The sequence below is a fragment of the Halomonas sp. A020 genome, from assembly GCF_027943625.1.
Taxonomy (GTDB): domain Bacteria; phylum Pseudomonadota; class Gammaproteobacteria; order Pseudomonadales; family Halomonadaceae; genus Vreelandella; species Vreelandella piezotolerans.
In genome coordinates this window covers 994,685-1,011,065 of record NZ_AP022850.1, presented here as the reverse complement: position 1 = coordinate 1,011,065, position 16,381 = coordinate 994,685, and the positions used below count along the sequence as shown (strand labels likewise).

Here is a 16,381-nt window from a genome sequence, read left to right as displayed (position 1 = left end):
TTCCATTGGATGCACTATCCTGTGTTTAACATTCTTAGGTTGAATTTTAACGAGGGCAGGATGGCAAATACTCACCCAAAAGGAGGTTATGGTGTGACGTCACTACGTTTACTCCCCTGGCTCAGCGTCTGGATGCTGGCGCTGTTCGCCATGCTGGCCGGGCCAGCCATGGCGCAAACCACGTTAAGCGCCGAGAGCGATGCGTCCGTCGCTGAAGAGCAGCCCTCTTATGCGGCGCTGGCCGACCTGCTGGAAGACGAGCAGGCCCGCCAGGAGCTCATTGAACTGCTGCGTAATCAAGCGTCTGAGTTGCCTGCTGGCGTTGCGGCCGAGCTGTCGCCGGAAGCCGCTGCCGCGGGGGGCAACGTAGCGCCCGAGGACGTCTCACTACCCCGCCAGTTGGCAGAGTTGACCAGCCGTGTAGTAGGTGATGTGGGCGGTCAGATCGAGCAGGCTGCGGCGATCGTCGGCAATATGTTCACCGGCCAAGGCACGGGCAGCAGCTTCGATATGGCGGCCTTCATGAGCGCAGCCATCAACCTGGGCATCGTGATCGTGGCGACCTTCGCCATTTTTATGGTGTTCCGCCGGTTGGCAAAATCATTGTTCACCAAAATCAGCGGCTGGTCACAGCAGGGCACGGGACTGACGCCGGTGCTACGTTTAGTGCTGTGTGTCGCGGTCGCCGCGGTCGTCGATATTCTTTTGATCGCCCTGGCGTACGTTGGCGGTAACTTGGTGGCCACCTTTGCCGTGGGAGAGACCGGTGAACTCTCTACCCGCGCGTCGCTCTTTTTAAATGCCTTCTTGATCATCGAACTGCTCAAAGCCGGTGTACGAATGCTCTTCTCCTCGCGTTACGAGGGTCTTCGCTTATTACCGATTTCAGCTCAAGAAGCCTCGTATTGGAACCGCTGGCTGGCGCGCCTGATTGGCATGGTGGGGTACGGCCTGATGGTCGTCGTGCCGCTGGTCAACTTCTATGTGGCCGCCACCCTGGGACAAGCGGTCGGCACGCTGATCATGCTGCTGGCGTTTATCTATGCGGTGGGCGTGGTGCTCAAAAACCGCGTGCGCCTGCGCGATAATCTAAATCAAATGAGCGCGCGCTCGACGCTGACGGCGAGCCGTGTGTCGCTGCAGCTGTTTGCCCGGACGTGGCACCTGTTTGCATTGATCTACTTCCTGATGGTGTTCGTGCTGACCCTGACCCGTCCAGGCGATGCGCTGCCCTTCGTACTTTACGCGACACTAAAAACCTTGGGGGCCGTGGTCGTAGGCCTGCTGCTCTCTGCGTTTCTGACGCAAACCATTGGCCGTCGTATCCAGCTCTCCGACGATCTGCGCCGCAAACTGCCGCTTTTGGAAGTGCGTTTGAATAGCTACGTGCCCAACGCGCTGCGCGTGCTGCGCACGGTGATCGTCGTCGCGGTAATCATGGTCGTGCTGGACGCCTGGGGAGCCTTTAACCTCGCCGCTTGGTATGCTTCCGAGCGTGGCGCCAACCTAGTGGGTAACCTGATCAGCGTGGCCGTCATTCTGATCGTGGCTCTCGGTGTCTGGCTGGGGCTGGCGAGCCTGATCGAGCACAAGCTCAACCCGGAAACCGGACATGGTGAGCCGTCGGCTCGCGCCAAAACGCTGCTGAGTTTATTCCGTAACGCGCTGGCAATTGCCATGGTGACCATCACCGGCATGATCGTGCTGTCGGAAATCGGCATCAACATCGGGCCGCTGATTGCCGGTGCCGGTGTGCTGGGTCTGGCGATTGGTTTTGGTGCGCAGAAGCTGGTGCAGGATGTGATCACCGGGGTGTTCATTCAGGTAGAGAACGCCATGAACACCGGCGACGTGGTCACCGTGGGCGGCGTGACCGGCACGGCCGAGCGTTTGAGTATCCGCTCGGTGGGCATTCGTGACCTGTCCGGTACCTACCATATCGTACCGTTCTCCAGCGTCGATACCGTCTCCAACTACATGCGTGAGTACGGCAACCATGTGGGCGAGTACGGCATTGGTTACAACGAAAGTATCGACGAGGCGATCGAGCAGCTACAGCTAGCCTTCGAAGATCTTAAAGCCAGCGAAGAGCATGGTCATAAACTGTTGGCGGACATGACCGTGGCGGGTGTCACCGCGCTGGCCGACAGCTCGGTCAATATCCGTGTCGTGATCAAGACCACGCCAGGCGATCAGTGGGCCGTGGGCCGCGCTTACAATCGTTTGGTCAAGCTGCGCTTCGACGCCGCGGGCATCGAGATTCCGTTCCCGCATACCACGCTCTACTTTGGCGAAACCAAAGGGGGCAAGACGCCGCCCGCCAACGTGCGTATTTTGGAGGCGAAAGCCGAGAAAAAACGGACCGAAACGGCGCCCTTGTCAGAGCGCAGCGAAGACGCACTACAGCATAACCCGGAGCATCACAAGCCGGATCATGACGATGTCGATGAGACCTAAGCATTGATATCGTGACCTACGAGAGGCCGCCTCCGGGCGGCCTCTTTGCGTTGGGTCAGCGGTCGCCGGGTTGGTTTTTGGAGTGATGGTTTTTGGGATGATAGTTCTCGGAGTGGCGACCTTCGAGGTTGATCGACTCGCCGCCGTCCACGAACAGGATTTGTCCGGCGACGAAGGCGTTGTCCAGTAGATAGTGCAAGGCTTGTACAAGGTGGGCTGGATCGCCCTGGTGATCCACCGGAATCCCGTCGATGCGCCACTGGATATAGTCGCTGGTGCGTTGAGAGGCGGGTAACACCACTCCCGGCGCAATACCGTTGATGCGCAGGCGTGGAGCAAACTCCAGCGCGGCCATCCGCGTCATCTCGGCCAAACTCTTTTTGGAGAGCAAGTAGGCCGCATACGGGTACTGGTGATAGGCCACCTTGTTATCGATGATGTTGATCACCTGGCCCTGCGCTACCGCATCGGCAAAATGGCGTGTGAGAAGCAGCGGGGTGAACATATTGACCCGAAATTGGGTCTCCAGCATTGCCAGCTCGGTCTTTGCGATGGGCGCGGGCTCGTAGGCCGAGGCGCTATTGAGCAGCACGTTCAAGCCGGGGAAGCGTGTTACCGCCTGTTGTATCAGGCTCTCCAGCGAGTCGCTCAGAAAGTTACAGGGTAGTATCTCGCACTCCCTCCCTTTGCCGCGAATCACCGTGGCGACCTCTTCAGCCTCCCCGCGTGAGCTGTTCACGTGCAGAGCAATATCGAAACCTTTGTCGGCCAAGGCTTCTGCAAAGTGGCGACCAAGCCGTGTGGCGCCGCCGGTGACGAGTGCCGCAGGTGTCGGCATGACGAATCCCTCGCTGTCGATAGGAAGTGAATGGTGGTGGAGCAATAACGAAGACTCTCTGCGTGAGCGCAGCGTTTGTCAATAACTTGTACAGAGCTTGAACAAAATGACCCACGTTCTACTCTGTGAAAACGCAGCCTGCTTGCGTCTATCGGCCTTTGGATGAGTGCATGGCCGTGTGAAAGCGTTTTGACCTCGTTACACCATCATCGGCTTATCTATGGAATGTCGCTATGTCATCAACGTCGTCGCATGCAACAACCGGCAGCATGCACCATGAGTGCGTGATCTCAGTGGGGTCCAATATCGAACCCGAACACCACTTTTCTCAAGCGCTGGAGATTTTGAGCAGCGAGTGCGAGCTGGTGGCCCGCTCGTCCGCCGTCCGTACGTCGCCGGTGGGCTTTCAACATCAGCCCGATTTTCTCAATGCCGCGCTGGTGGTGCGCACTGCGCTGGATCGGGACGCCTTCAAAGCCTATCTGAAAGAGGTCGAGGATCGCTTGGGACGGGTGCGCGGGCCGATCAAATCCGGTCCTCGAACCATGGATCTAGACATCGTGGCGTGGGACGGTGAAATCGTCGACGACGGTTACTTCAAGCATCAGTACGTGCGTGGCCCGGTCGATGCGGTATTGAGCGCCAGCGGGCGCTCCATAAGCGCAGGCCCCGTCTCGTAGCCCTGCCATCGCCAGCATGTGAGGTGTCGTCGATGCTGCAGGCCTCATGTTTTTTGGCCATTGGCCGATAACGATGCTAACGGCGCCTTCGCGCTTACCGTCGAGGTCACTTATGTGATCAGCCTTGCGACCAATATCACGTCGCTACTGGTAATGAACCATTTGCGTACGAGCCAACAAGCGATGCAGACCTCCATGGAGCGTCTGTCGTCTGGGCTGCGTATCAATAGCGCCAAAGACGACCCTGCGGGTCAGGCCATCGCTAATCGCATGGGCGCGCAGATCCGCGGCATGAACCAGGCGATCCGTAATACCAATGACGGAATTTCCATGGTGCAAACTGCCGAAGGTTCGCTGAACCTGATCAACGACAGCCTGCAGCGTATTCGCGAGTTGAGCGTTCAGGCGCTCAATGGCACCAATTCGTCAGACGATCTTGCCTCTATTCAGTTGGAAATCGACCAGCGCCTGGAGGAGATCGATCGCGTCGCTGGGCAGAGTAATTTTAACGGCATCAGGCTGGTCGAGAGCGATAAAACCCTCAACATTCAGGTGGGCGCCAACGCCGGAGATGTGATTGGCGTGCGCTTTTCGGGAATGGGGCGCCAGGCCTTGGGCATGGACGGTTTCAGCGTATTGGACGATGGCTCGGCCACGCCCAACCCGATGGATGTCGTGGATGAGGCCATGAAGCAGGTCGATCGTCAGCGTAGTTATTTTGGCGCGGTACAGAACCGTTTCGAGAGCGTCATCGACGGCCTCAATACCAACATCATCACCACCTCCGCCGCCCAGTCGCGTATCCAAGACGCCGACTACGCGCAAGAAGTCTCCAATCTGATTCGTGCCCAACTGCTACAACAGGTGGGTATCGCCATGCTGACCCGGGTCAACCAGCAGCCACAGCTGATTCTGCGGCTGCTGGAGGGGCTATAACGACGAGCCGCCGATCAGCGTTCGTCGATGATGCCCTGTTCCCGTGCCATGGCATAAGCCGCCTGCGGCCCGTTCCATAACGAAGGCAGCAGTATCAGCGACACCGGGATCGCGGTGATCACGATGAACTGCTGCAGCGCGCTGATTTGCCCTGCGCCCATGTACAGCAGCACGGCCGCCATCAGCGCCATGGCAATGCCCCAGAAAGCGCGCATGTAGGGACTGGGGGCATCGTGTCCCGCACCGACGACGGCAATGGCATAGCTCATCGAATCGCCGGTAGTGGCCACGAAAATCGTCGTTAGCAGCAGAATCGCCAGCGCCATCCAGGTGCCGCCGGGCAGCGCCTGGGCCACCGTGAGCGTCGCCACGTCGAATTGGAAGTTGTTGAGCGCTTCGCTGAGGTCGATCACACCGGTGAGCTGGTAATAGATGCCCGAACCGCCCAGCAGCGTAAACCACACGGTGGTGGCAATCGGGGCGAGCACCGCCACGGCCACGATCATCTCGCGAATGCTGCGGCCCCGTGAAATGCGCGCCACGAAGATCGCCATCAGCGGCGCATAGCCAATGAACCAGGCAAAGAAGAACACCGTCCACCACTGCATCCACCACGCCGGGGCGGTTTCAGCGGTCATCGTCGCCATGGTGAAAAACTCGCTGATATAGGCCCCCATACTGGACAGATAGGTATTGACCAAAAACAGCGTGGGGCCGAATACGATGATGACGGCGCCGATGGCCAGCGCCAGCAGCACGTTGAAACGGCTCAACAGCTGAATGCCCTTGTGGACGCCGCTCATGGAAGAGAGCACATAGATAACGCCCAATACGCCTAGGATGATGAGCTGGCCCGTGTAGCCCTCCGGCAGACCAAACAACTCATGCAAGCCAAAGCTCACCTGCGTGGCCAAAAAGCCGATGGGGCCGACCGTGCCCGCCACCAGAGCAATCACACAGCAGGCATCCACGATGCTGCCCAGCGGGCCACGCATCAAGCGCTCGCCCAACACCGGGTAGAGCAGCGTGCGCGGCTGAAGCGGCTGGCCTTTTACGTAGTGCGCATGGGCCAGCACCACGGCGGTGAGCGAGCCCAGCACGGCCCAGGCCATGAAGCCCCAGTGCATGAACGATTGACCCAACGCACCGGCAACGGCGTTGGCGGTGCCCGGTTCGGTATCGAACGCAGGCGGTGTCACGACGAAGTGATACACCGGCTCGCCTGCGGCAAAAAACACGCCGCCACCGGCTAGCAGGGTACACAGAATGATCGAAAGCCACTTGAACGTGCTCATTTCGGGTGCATCGAGGTTACCGATCTTGGCTTTCGCCGCGGGCGTCAACGCCACGCCCATCGCAATGAAAAACGTCAGTAACAGCAGGAGTTGGAAATAGCTGCCCAGGACGAGGGCCGTCCAGGCGAAGCCTGCGCTAATCGAGCTGGCGACTCGTTCGATGTCATAAAACGAGAGCCCAAGAAACGCCACGATAAAGCCGATGCTGAGCAGCAGCACGATAGGATCGCCGAGGGAGAAACGCGAAGACCCCTCGGCGTGTCGAGGAGGTTGGTTCATGATGAACACCTATGGATGGGAGTGGCAGGGAGAAATGCGGAAGCAGAACCACGAGTTTAACAAACCGCTGCGTGAGCCGACTTAACGGCCCAGGAGCATTGGATGCGATACCCGTCGTCGCCGCCCGTTTTCAGGACAAATTTTCAGGACAAAAAAAAGCGCCATTCAATGAATGGCGCGAGGACAGGAAACTGAGCACAGTGTACCGATGAATTAGACCAAAGTCTAACGATTAGAGCGGAAATGTTTAAAAATGGTGCGTGCCGCAAAGTGATTGCACCATTTTGAACGTTTACGGAGCGCCTTCCGCTATCGGCAGCCCTATAACGCTATGAAAAAATAGTAAAAATCGAAAAATGGCAGTATTGCTGCAACGGGCAGGGCATCATTGTATACAAGGTGCCTCAAGCCATGACACAACGCCCTGGTTCTGCTTCACCCCGCTCAATCTCCAGCACGATCTCCAGCACGCTAGGCGGCTTAGCGCTATCGCTGCTGCCGATGGGCGCTCTGGCAGACATGACCCCTATCCGTTTCCAGCTCGACTGGCGATTCGAAGGCCCCGCTGCACCGTTCTTGATGGCGGCTGAAAAGGGCTATTTCGCCGAAGAAGGCCTGGACGTGCAGATCGATTCCGGCAGCGGCTCGGCAGGTGCGGTGAATCGGGTGGCGTCAGGCGCCTACGAAATGGGCTTTGGCGACCTGAACGCGTTGATCGAGTTCCTGGCCGAAAATCCCGAAGGCCCTGGCATCCAGGGGGTCTACATCGTCTATGACGGCACGCCAGCGGCGGTATTTGCCCGCAAAGAGAGCGGCATTGAAAGCCCCGCCGATCTTGCAGGCAAAACCATTGCCGCGCCCGCCTTCGATACCGGCTACCGCGCCTGGGGCATTTTCGCGGCTGCCAACGGGCTAGAAACCGATGCCGTGGAGTGGCAAAACGTCGACCCCACGCTACGGGAAACCCTGCTGACCCGTGGCGACGTAGATGCCATCACCGGGTTCTACTTCACCAGCCTGCTGAACCTGGAAGAGCGGGGAATGAGCGAAGAGGATCTGACCATCATGCCGTTCCCTGACTATGGCGTGCCGCTCTACGGCAACGCGATATTGGCTAGCGAAGCCTTTGCCCAAGACAATCCCGAGGCGGTTCAGGGATTTTTGCGTGCTTTTAACCGTGCGCTAGGAGAAACGCTGGCCGACCCAGACGCCGCCATCGAGTACGTGAAAAACCGCGATGGCTTGATCGATGTGGAGATGGAGACCCGCCGTTTGAAACTGGCGCTGGAGAGCGTGGTGGACACCCCGGATGCCCGCGAGTTTGGCGTAGGCGGCGTGGATGACGAGCGCTTGATGCAGGCGATTCAACTGGTCGCTGATGCCTATGATTTGCCGACGCTGCCGTCGCCCGATCAAGTGTTCGATTCCCGCTACCTGCCGCCGGTAGAAGAGCGCATGCTGCTATCGGAGACCGAGTGATGTCGGCAGCGTTTGTCCGTTTCGATGACGTAAGCCTGGCCTATGATGGCACCGGCAACGCCATCGAGGATATCAATCTCGCTATCCACGAAGGCGAGTTCGTCGCCTTCGTGGGGCCCTCCGGGTGCGGTAAATCCACCTTCATGAAGCTATGTACCGGGCTGCACGCGCCGACCCAGGGCAGCGTGCGCGTGGACGATGCACCCGTGACCGGACCGCTGAAGATCTCGGGCATGGCGTTTCAGAACGCCAATCTACTTCCCTGGCGTACTACCCTGGATAACGTGCTGCTGCCGCTGGAGATCGTCGAGCCGTATCGGCGGCAGTTTCGGCAGCGCCGCGAGGAGTTCAAAGGCTGGGCGCGGGCGTTGCTTGCCGCGGTTGGCTTGGCCGAGCACGAAGATAAGTATCCCTGGCAGCTCTCGGGGGGTATGCAGCAGCGGGCCTCCATTTGCCGCGCGCTGATTCATCGGCCGCGCCTGCTGATGTTGGACGAGCCCTTTGGCGCGCTAGACGCTTTTACCCGCGAAGAGCTGTGGTGCGTGCTGCGGGACTTATGGGAAGCCCAGCGCTTTACCGTCGTGCTGGTGACCCACGATCTCCGCGAAGCCGCGTTCCTGGCCGACACGGTCTACGTCATGAGCCGCCGCCCCGGCCGCGTCATCGAACGGCGCCGTATCGAACTGCCTCGCCCGCGAGCGCTGGAAACCACCTACGAAAAGCCCTTTATCGACCTAGTGCAGGACTTACGCGCCCAGATTGGCGACGTGCGCAGCACCTAACGGATATGAACATGACCCATAACAGCAAGCTGATTGAACGGCTCGCGCCCTGGATCGCTGTGGCCGTTCTCGTGGCCGTCTGGGAAGCCTCCGTACGGCTCTTCAACGTACCGAGCTTCATTTTTCCCAGTGCGCTGGACACCCTGCAGGCGCTGATGACGTATTCCGGGCCGATTGCCATGCACTCCTGGCAAACCTTTTGGACCACGCTGATTGGTTTTGGGTTGGGGGTCGTGGTGGGGCTGGTGCTGGGTTTCATCGTGGGATCGTCACGCTTTCTCTATAACGCCTGCTACCCGCTCTTGGTGGGTTTCAACGCCATCCCAAAAGTCGCGTTCGTGCCCATTCTGGTGGTTTGGTTTGGGATCGGTTCCGTGCCCGCCATCCTCACCGCGTTTTTGATCTGCTTCTTTCCCATCGTGGTGAACGTGGCGACGGGGCTGGCGACGCTGGAGCCGGAAATGGAGGACGTGTTGCGCGTATTGGGTGCGCGGCGTATCGACGTGCTGCTCAAGGTGGGCCTGCCGCGCTCGCTACCGTACTTTTTTGCTTCGCTAAAAATCGCCATCACCCTGGCGTTTGTGGGCACGGTGGTGTCGGAAACCGTGGCGTCTAACCAAGGCATTGGCTACTTGATGATGAGCGCTGGCTCACAGATGCGCATGGGCTTGGTGTTCGCCGGATTGCTGGTGATCAGCGCCATGGCGATGGTGATGTACGAGCTGTTCGCGCTGTTGGAAAAGCGCATGACCGGTTGGGCTCACCGAGGGCAGAACCGCTAGCAGCCACTGCTGTTTACCAGCTATATAGCAGCGAGGCGCTGGTGGTGGTATCGGTGCGCTCGCTGGCGTCTTCGGGCGGTTGAGAGTTGTGCTTCACTTCGTAAGAGAGTCGCAGCGACAGCTTGGCATTCAGCCGGGCAGTGAGAGAGGTCAGCGAGCGAGCGGTGGTGTTGGCTTCGGTGTACTCCACCGACATCTCCTGGGCGAGATCGGCGAATTCAGAGAATCGGTAGCGGTAATCCAGCGCGGTATAGGCGACGGCGAGCTGCTCGTTATCCGTATCTCGCAGGCGGTCGTTGCGATAGCCGGGCCCTGCTTCTAGCGATAGCGTATGGCGCTTACTCTCCAATAGCTGTCGCCCATAGCCGCCAATCACCGAGAGCTGCTGGTCGTAACCGGCAAAACGGTCCTTCTCCCAGCGGGCAAAGCCAAACAGGTAGTGCGGCCCGCTAAAGTCGTAGCGTTCACGCCCTGCGAGCAGATATTGCTCCGCGCTGGTTTCGCCATCCTTGCTGACGTTACGCACTTCCCCTCGCAGCGAATGGGTCAACTGACCGGTCAGCCAGGTCAGACGCGATTTGCCGATCAGTGTTTGGCTATCGGTGTTGCCCGACAGGTGGGTAAAGCCGAGCTCGGCGTCGCCGCTGAACACCGGCGAGTCCTCTTTGGGCGGTGGCGGAGCGTAGAACGGATAAGCTATGGCCCCGGTTGTCCACAGGAGCGTGGTGCCAAACATCAGGGAGCAAAATAGGTGTCGCACGACACTCCTCCTTGAGCGTAGAGTCGTTAAGAGGCTGCTATATAAGCACAGTGAGGCAGCAGCGCAACGACTAACGGCCATTAGGCGCTGCGTGCCATAATGACGCGGTCGCGCACCATGAGTTCCGTTATGACTGCTCCTCGCCCCCGAACACTGGCCGAATTACAGCGCTGGCGCCGCACTCGTGCCAAGCGCCGCTGGTACAAACGCAGTTTTCGCCTGCAAGTCATGATGCTGGTGGGGCTGCTGCTGGCGGGGATGTTGCTGGCCCAGGGCACGTATCTCAACCACCGCAAAGCCGAGATCATCACCCATCAAATGGGCGAGCGGGCGCTGGCGGTGGCCAAGACCGTGGCCGGGATGCCGCAGATCGTCAACGCGTTTGCGACGTCTGACCCCTCTGCCATCATTCAGCCGCTCGCCGAGCGCGTGCGCCATGAGACCGGCGCGCGCTATGTGGTGGTGGGCAATGCCCAGTCTATCCGCTACTCCCATCCCGTTCCCGAACGGATCGGCCAGCCCATGGTAGGCGGCGATAACGAGCAGGCGCTGATCTATGGCCAGTCCTATGTCTCGGAAGCGACCGGCACGCTCGGCACGGCCATGCGTGGCAAGACACCGGTATGGGACGAAGAGGGCAATATCATCGGCGTGGTATCGGTGGGCTTCATGCTCGAACGGGTCGATATGGACGTTGCCCGCTACACCAGTCTGGGCTGGGCCCTCGTGGCGCTCATGATCGTGTTGGGCTTCGCGGGTGCTTATTGGCTTTCACAGCATTTGAAGAAGATCATTTTAGGCTTGGAACCCTATGAAATCGCTCGCTTGGCCATGGAGAAAGAGGCCATTCTGCAGTCGATTCACGAAGGTATTCTTGCGGTGAATCGAGAGGGCCATATCACCCTGGTCAATCAGCAGGCACGGCGCTTTTTGGCGCTGCCCGACGAGCATGTGCTGTTAGGCCAGCCCATTCGGGAGGTGGTGCCCAACTCGCGGCTACTGGAAGTCTTGAAGCGCGGTGAGCAGGAGTTCGACCAGGAGATGTGGCTCGGCGATCATCCGGTGGTGGTCAACCGCGTGCCGATTGTGCATGAAGGCGAAATAGAGGGGGCCGTCGCTACCTTTCGCAGCCGTCGGGAGATCATCGACCTCTCTCAAGCGTTGACCCAGGCGAGCCGCGATGTGGACATGCTACGCGCCCAGGCCCATGAGTTTTCCAATAAGCTCTACACCATTTCGGGACTGCTGCAGCTTCAGCGCATCGAGGAGGCGCTGGCGCTAATTCACCAGGAAACCGAGCGTGCCCAGGCGCAAATGAGCTTTTTAATGCGCCACGTGGCGGATGCCGTACTGAGCGGTACACTGCTGGGCAAGCTCACCCGTGCCCGCGAGCTGGGCGTTGCGCTGGAGATCGACGAGCAGAGTTCGCTCTCCTGTCCGCTGACCCCAACGGGCCAGGAAGTGATGATGAGCGTGGTCGGCAATCTGCTGGATAACGCCTGCCACGCCGCCCTCAACGGGCCGCACGGTGACCAACCCCAGGTGCGGCTATTCTTTACCGATCTTGGCGAGCAGTTGCTCATCGAAGTGGAAGATAACGGACCCGGCGTGCCCGCCGAGCATGCCGAGTCGATCTTCGTCGACGGGTTCTCCACCAAGACCGGCAAACACCGGGGTATTGGCCTCGCCCTGGTGGCCAGGCTTTGCCGTCAGCATGGCGGTGCGGTGACGCTGGAGGAGAGCGAGCTGGGGGGGGCGTGCTTCATCGCCGTGCTGGATCGCGCGCTATGCGCAGACTCCGCCAACTCTTCCCTGACTTCATGACGAGCACACGACGATAATAAGAGGACACCGCATGTCTACGACGCAATACGGCATTTTGGTCGTCGAAGACGATTTTCGCATTGCCGATATCCATCGCGCCTTCATCGAGCAGAGCGAAGGGTTTTACGTGGTCGGCATGGCGCGTAACGGCAGCGAAGCCAAGGCGCTAATGGCACAGCACGCCGCCGATATTCAGCTCATTTTGCTCGATGCCTACTTGCCCGACGTGGAGGGGCTCGAACTACTCTGGGCCCTCCGACGGGATCATGTTCATGTGGACATCGTCATGGTCACCGCCGCCAAAGAAGTGGAAACCATCAGCGAAGCGCTGCGTGGCGGCGTGTTCGACTACCTGATCAAACCCATCGAAGCGACCCGCATGAACCAGATGCTGGCCCGCTTTCGCCGTGAGCGTGAGGCGCTGGCCAATCGCGCGGAAATGAGCCAGGACGAACTGGATCACGTGCTGTCCCGGATGACGCCCAGCGAGCCCACGCGCACGGCAAGCCGAACGCTGCCCAAAGGTATCGACCGTTTGACGCTGCGTCGGGTCGTGGACGCGCTGGCCTGCGAGTCCGATTCGCTCACGGCCATGCAGGTGGCGCGCACCATGGGGGCGAGCCGCTCGACGGCGCGTCGCTATTTGGAGTTTTTGGTCGCCGAGCAGGCCGTCAGTGCCGAGCTGGGCTATGGCGATGTAGGCCGTCCCGAGCGGCGCTATCGGCTATTGAGCGCCGCCAAAGGATGGCTGGAAACGCTATGAGCAGCACGGCGTGAACAAAATGAACAAAACGCACAAAAAGAACAGTTTGTCGTTAATGGCCATAAGCTTGTCGAGGAGGGTGGCACTCTTCTAACGTTCAGGGCGTAACCACACAAAGCTAATCATCGAGTGCCAAGCGCTGCTGGTTAGCCGTGCTTTTGGTTCGTTCGGCGCACACAACAAACCGCGCCCACCAAAACACCGTTTGAACAATAACGCCTGAACAAAAACGTGGAGAACGCCAATGACTACGCTTTCCTTGAAGCGCATCGCCGTGCTGGCCCTGCCGATGGCGGCCCTGGCCATGACGACCGCTGCCCAAGCGCAGGAGTGGACGCCGAGCAAGTCCATCGAATTCATCGCCCCCGCCAACCCCGGCGGCGGTTGGGATACGCTGGTACGCACCATGTCCCGCGTGATTCAGCAGGAGTCTCTGGCAGACGAAAGCTTCGCGGCCATCAACGTACCCGGCGGCGGCGGCGCAGTGGCGTGGGCCCAGGTCGCCCGTGATAGCGGCAACCCGCATAAATTGTTTGCCACCAGCCCGCCGATGATTCTGGTGCCGTTGGCAGGCGCTTCCCGCTATGACCACACCGATTTTACGCCGATCGCCCGAATCAATACCGATTACTCCATCATCCTGGTGGCAGCGGACTCCGAGTACCAAACCCTCGATGACCTGTTCGAAGCACTCAAAGCCAACCCCGGCCTGAGCGTAGGCGGCGGCAGTGCGCCTGGCTCCATGGATCACATTTCAATGGCGGGCCTAGCCTCGGCAGCGGGAATGGAAGCGTCTGCAGTGAACTACATTCCGTTCTCCGGCGGTGGCGATGCCATGACCAACCTGATGGGCGGCCACATCGAAGCGGTGATCGGCGGTGCCGGTGAAGCGGTGGGTCAGTTAGGCGAAGGCAGCCAGCTGCGTGCGCTGGGCGTCTCCTCCGAAGAGCGTCTGGGCGGCGGCTTGGCCGACGTGCCCACCTACCAAGAGCAGGGCTACGACTACACCTTCGACATTTGGCGCGGTGTGATGGGCGCGCCAGAAATGCCGGAAGAGGCGGTCGAATATTACGAAACGCTGTTTGCTGACATGCTCGAAACCGACGCATGGCGCGAAGCCAGCGACCAGCTGGGCTGGATCGATGCGTACCAGAATAGCGAAGAGTTCGGCGCCTTTCTGGATGAGCAGCAAGAGCAGTTCAGTAGCGTGCTGACCGACCTGGGCCTGCTGCGGCAATAAGCGCCAACACCCGTTAGCGATACGCCGGCGGCCAAGCGCCGCCGGATGCGTCTATCTGTTACCGCGAGAGCCAGCGCATCAGCGCTGGTGTCTTCGGAGAAATCCCAATGACTCGATTGAATATCAACCAGTGGCTAGCACTCGTGCTGGCGCTAGTGGCGGCTGTTTACTTGGCCATGGCCTGGCAAATTCCGACGTTCCCTCTGCCGCGCCCAGTGGATTCGGACCTCTTCCCCAAAGTGCTGGGTGTGTCGCTGCTGATTCTGGCTGCGCTGCTGTTTTTCGAGAAGCCAAGTGCCATCGCTGGGGCCGATGAGATCGACCATGAGGCCACCCGAGGTCCGCTCCTATTCACTCCCTGGGCACGCGTCATCGTGACGGCACTGGCCATTGCCGCCTATGCCTTCTTGCTGGTGCCGCTGGGTTTCGTGCTGGCCTCCACGCTGCTGAGCGTGGGGTTGACCGCCTATTACGGCTATCGACGCCATGGCGTCAACCTAGCGGCGTCGCTGGGCGTGGTACTGGCCCTTTACCTGACCATGACGCGGGTAATGGATGTTTATCTGCCCACCGGCGTACTGCCGTTCTAAGCAGGCGTGCAAGCGCACGCTTAGCAGGCTTTAACGAGAGACACTCCCATGGATGCCTTGAACAATCTGATGTACGGCTTTGGCATCGCGCTAGAGCCCATCAATATCGCCTACGTATTTGCCGGTGTGTTTGCCGGTACCATCATCGGCATGCTGCCCGGCCTAGGGCCGATCAGCGCGCTGGCCCTGATGATTCCGATTACCTTTGCCATGGAGCCCTCCTCCGGGTTGATTCTGATGGCCGGGGTCTACTACGGCGCCATCTTTGGCGGCTCGACCTCCTCCATCCTACTCAACGCCCCGGGCGTGGCGGGCACGGTGGCGACCTCCTTCGATGGCTACCCGATGGCCAAGCAGGGCATGGCGGGTAAGGCGCTGGCCATTGCCGCTTACGCCTCCTTCATCGGCGGCACGGTGTCGGTGATCTTTTTGATGCTGGTGGCCCCGCTGCTTTCCAAAGTGGCGGTGAGCTTTGGCCCGGCTGAGTACTTCGCCCTGATGGTGCTGGGCTTGACGGCGGTCGTATCACTGTCGGACAAGTCGCTGGTCAAAGGCCTGATTGCGGCGGTCGTCGGCGTGATGATTTCGATCGTCGGGATCGACACGCAAACCGGCACTGAGCGCTTTACCTTCGACTCGATCCAGCTGCTCGACGGTATCGACTTCCTGGTCGTGGCGCTGGGTATCTTCGCCCTGGCGGAAGTGTTCTACATGCTGCTACGCGGCGGCGGTGGTAAAGAAGTGCCACGCAACGTGATCGGCTCGCTGAAGCTGAGCCGTGGCGAAGTGAAGAAGATCGCTGGCCCCATCAGCCGCAGCTCCGTACTGGGCTTCTTTACCGGCGTATTGCCGGGGGCGGGCGCCACCATTGGCTCTTTCCTGGGCTATAGCATGGAGAAGCGCCTAGCGAAAGATGGCGACACCTTTGGCCAAGGCAACATCAAAGGCGTGGCCGCGCCGGAGGCGGCCAACAATGCCGCGTGTACCGGCTCGTTCGTACCGCTGCTGACGTTAGGCGTACCGGGCTCCGGCACGACGGCGGTGCTGTTGGGCGCGCTTCTGGTGATGGGCGTCACGCCTGGCCCAATGATGCTGGAGCAGCGCCCGGACGTGTTCTGGGGCGTGATTGCCAGTATGTATATCGGCAACATCTTCCTGCTGGTACTCAACCTGCCGCTGATTCCGCTGATCGCCAAAATCCTCGACCTGCCGCGTCCGCTGCTGCTGTCGATGATCCTGATCTTCTGCATGATCGGCGTTTACGGCATGAGCTTCAGCGTGTTCGATCTGCTGCTGCTACTGGGCTTTGGCCTGTTGGGCTTGGGTATGCGTCTGTTTGGCTTCCCCACCGCGCCGCTGATTCTGGCGCTGATCCTCGGCAACATCATGGAAGAGTCCATGCGCCGGGCGCTGCAGATCTCCGGCGGTGACTGGACCACCTTCATCGACAAGCCCATCTCGCTGGCGCTACTGGTGATTGCGGTGCTGTCGCTGGGTTTGCCGCTGCTCAAAAAGCGGCGCAACAAAGCGGCCACCGCTGCTAACTGACCCGCTATGGCGGAACCCTAAAGCGTCCTCGCGTCTGCGAGGACGCTTTTTTTTATGCTATATCACCGCCTGTGGTGCAAAGCATCTTGTTGGTGCATGACAACCGTGCATGCGCGCTACTGTATTGC

Annotated in this window: 14 protein-coding genes; 11 read left to right on the top strand and 3 right to left on the bottom strand. The window is 59.8% G+C overall.

What is annotated here, in order from left to right; genetic code table 11:
* The first annotated feature begins 93 nt into the window (after nucleotides 1-93).
* On the top strand, nucleotides 94-2,457 hold the full coding sequence (ybiO, locus tag FRH_RS04635) for a mechanosensitive channel protein (RefSeq protein WP_139525979.1): 2,364 nt from the start codon (nucleotides 94-96) through the stop codon (nucleotides 2,455-2,457).
* A 55-nt stretch (nucleotides 2,458-2,512) separates the two neighbouring features.
* Here ybiO and FRH_RS04630 read toward each other — a convergent pair whose 3' ends face one another.
* Nucleotides 2,513-3,295, bottom strand: coding sequence for an SDR family oxidoreductase (locus tag FRH_RS04630; protein WP_139525978.1), 783 nt, complete (start codon nucleotides 3,293-3,295; stop codon nucleotides 2,513-2,515).
* A 233-nt stretch (nucleotides 3,296-3,528) separates the two neighbouring features.
* Between FRH_RS04630 and folK the strand changes: the two genes are divergently transcribed.
* Nucleotides 3,529-3,975: a 2-amino-4-hydroxy-6-hydroxymethyldihydropteridine diphosphokinase gene (folK, locus tag FRH_RS04625; RefSeq protein WP_168444476.1), complete on the top strand. Its 447-nt coding sequence runs from the start codon at nucleotides 3,529-3,531 to the stop codon at nucleotides 3,973-3,975.
* Between the two features lie 114 nt (nucleotides 3,976-4,089).
* Nucleotides 4,090-4,911, top strand: a complete 822-nt coding sequence (locus FRH_RS04620) for a flagellin (RefSeq protein ID WP_139526241.1) — start codon at nucleotides 4,090-4,092, stop codon at nucleotides 4,909-4,911.
* Nucleotides 4,912-4,925: 14 nt separating this feature from the next.
* On the opposite strand, the gene FRH_RS04615 is transcribed toward FRH_RS04620, so the two are convergent.
* The gene (locus FRH_RS04615; protein WP_139525977.1) at nucleotides 4,926-6,485 is read right to left on the bottom strand and encodes a BCCT family transporter; all 1,560 of its coding nucleotides are present in this window, start codon (nucleotides 6,483-6,485) and stop codon (nucleotides 4,926-4,928) included.
* 411 nt (nucleotides 6,486-6,896) lie between these two features.
* Here FRH_RS04615 and FRH_RS04610 point away from each other — a divergent pair, with 411 nt between their 5' ends.
* Genes FRH_RS04610 through FRH_RS04600 form a run of 3 tightly spaced genes read left to right on the top strand, consistent with a single transcriptional unit; the run spans nucleotide 6,897 to nucleotide 9,528 of the window.
* The gene (locus FRH_RS04610) at nucleotides 6,897-7,964 is read left to right on the top strand and encodes an ABC transporter substrate-binding protein (protein WP_139525976.1); all 1,068 of its coding nucleotides are present in this window, start codon (nucleotides 6,897-6,899) and stop codon (nucleotides 7,962-7,964) included.
* The gene (locus FRH_RS04605) at nucleotides 7,964-8,746 is read left to right on the top strand and encodes an ABC transporter ATP-binding protein (protein WP_281997879.1); all 783 of its coding nucleotides are present in this window, start codon (nucleotides 7,964-7,966) and stop codon (nucleotides 8,744-8,746) included. Before FRH_RS04610 ends, FRH_RS04605 begins: the two co-directional genes overlap by 1 nt.
* An 11-nt stretch (nucleotides 8,747-8,757) precedes the next feature.
* Nucleotides 8,758-9,528 carry an ABC transporter permease gene (locus tag FRH_RS04600; protein ID WP_139525974.1) on the top strand — a complete coding sequence of 257 codons (771 nt, stop codon included), beginning with the start codon at nucleotides 8,758-8,760 and terminating at the stop codon, nucleotides 9,526-9,528.
* Nucleotides 9,529-9,541: 13 nt separating this feature from the next.
* On the opposite strand, the gene FRH_RS04595 is transcribed toward FRH_RS04600, so the two are convergent.
* Nucleotides 9,542-10,264, bottom strand: coding sequence for a DUF481 domain-containing protein (locus FRH_RS04595; RefSeq protein ID WP_139526240.1), 723 nt, complete (start codon nucleotides 10,262-10,264; stop codon nucleotides 9,542-9,544).
* Nucleotides 10,265-10,417: 153 nt separating this feature from the next.
* Here FRH_RS04595 and FRH_RS04590 point away from each other — a divergent pair, with 153 nt between their 5' ends.
* The 5 genes from FRH_RS04590 to FRH_RS04570 all read left to right on the top strand — a co-directional run bounded on the left by FRH_RS04590 (nucleotide 10,418) and on the right by FRH_RS04570 (nucleotide 16,253).
* Nucleotides 10,418-12,112, top strand: a complete 1,695-nt coding sequence (locus tag FRH_RS04590) for a sensor histidine kinase (protein WP_139525973.1) — start codon at nucleotides 10,418-10,420, stop codon at nucleotides 12,110-12,112.
* 31 nt (nucleotides 12,113-12,143) lie between these two features.
* Nucleotides 12,144-12,875, top strand: a complete 732-nt coding sequence (locus FRH_RS04585) for a response regulator (protein ID WP_239296803.1) — start codon at nucleotides 12,144-12,146, stop codon at nucleotides 12,873-12,875.
* A 244-nt stretch (nucleotides 12,876-13,119) separates the two neighbouring features.
* Nucleotides 13,120-14,115, top strand: coding sequence for a tripartite tricarboxylate transporter substrate binding protein (locus FRH_RS04580; RefSeq protein WP_139525971.1), 996 nt, complete (start codon nucleotides 13,120-13,122; stop codon nucleotides 14,113-14,115).
* Between the two features lie 107 nt (nucleotides 14,116-14,222).
* Nucleotides 14,223-14,705, top strand: coding sequence for a tripartite tricarboxylate transporter TctB family protein (locus FRH_RS04575; RefSeq protein ID WP_239296804.1), 483 nt, complete (start codon nucleotides 14,223-14,225; stop codon nucleotides 14,703-14,705).
* A 48-nt stretch (nucleotides 14,706-14,753) separates the two neighbouring features.
* The gene (locus tag FRH_RS04570) at nucleotides 14,754-16,253 is read left to right on the top strand and encodes a tripartite tricarboxylate transporter permease (RefSeq protein WP_139525969.1); all 1,500 of its coding nucleotides are present in this window, start codon (nucleotides 14,754-14,756) and stop codon (nucleotides 16,251-16,253) included.
* The last annotated feature ends 128 nt before the right edge of the window (nucleotides 16,254-16,381 follow it).

Excerpts from the sequence above, each read along its gene's own strand:
- FRH_RS04630 (WP_139525978.1), bottom strand. The coding sequence starts at position 3,295 with ATGCCGACACCTGCGGCACTCGTCACCGGCGGCGCCACACGGCTTGGT.
- folK (WP_168444476.1), top strand. The coding sequence starts at position 3,529 with ATGTCATCAACGTCGTCGCATGCAACAACCGGCAGCATGCACCATGAG.
- FRH_RS04615 (WP_139525977.1), bottom strand. The coding sequence starts at position 6,485 with ATGAACCAACCTCCTCGACACGCCGAGGGGTCTTCGCGTTTCTCCCTC.
- FRH_RS04610 (WP_139525976.1), top strand. The coding sequence starts at position 6,897 with ATGACACAACGCCCTGGTTCTGCTTCACCCCGCTCAATCTCCAGCACG.
- FRH_RS04605 (WP_281997879.1), top strand. The coding sequence starts at position 7,964 with ATGTCGGCAGCGTTTGTCCGTTTCGATGACGTAAGCCTGGCCTATGAT.
- FRH_RS04600 (WP_139525974.1), top strand. The coding sequence starts at position 8,758 with ATGACCCATAACAGCAAGCTGATTGAACGGCTCGCGCCCTGGATCGCT.
- FRH_RS04595 (WP_139526240.1), bottom strand. The coding sequence starts at position 10,264 with ATGTTTGGCACCACGCTCCTGTGGACAACCGGGGCCATAGCTTATCCG.
- FRH_RS04590 (WP_139525973.1), top strand. The coding sequence starts at position 10,418 with ATGACTGCTCCTCGCCCCCGAACACTGGCCGAATTACAGCGCTGGCGC.
- FRH_RS04585 (WP_239296803.1), top strand. The coding sequence starts at position 12,144 with ATGTCTACGACGCAATACGGCATTTTGGTCGTCGAAGACGATTTTCGC.
- FRH_RS04580 (WP_139525971.1), top strand. The coding sequence starts at position 13,120 with ATGACTACGCTTTCCTTGAAGCGCATCGCCGTGCTGGCCCTGCCGATG.
- FRH_RS04575 (WP_239296804.1), top strand. The coding sequence starts at position 14,223 with ATGACTCGATTGAATATCAACCAGTGGCTAGCACTCGTGCTGGCGCTA.
- FRH_RS04570 (WP_139525969.1), top strand. The coding sequence starts at position 14,754 with ATGGATGCCTTGAACAATCTGATGTACGGCTTTGGCATCGCGCTAGAG.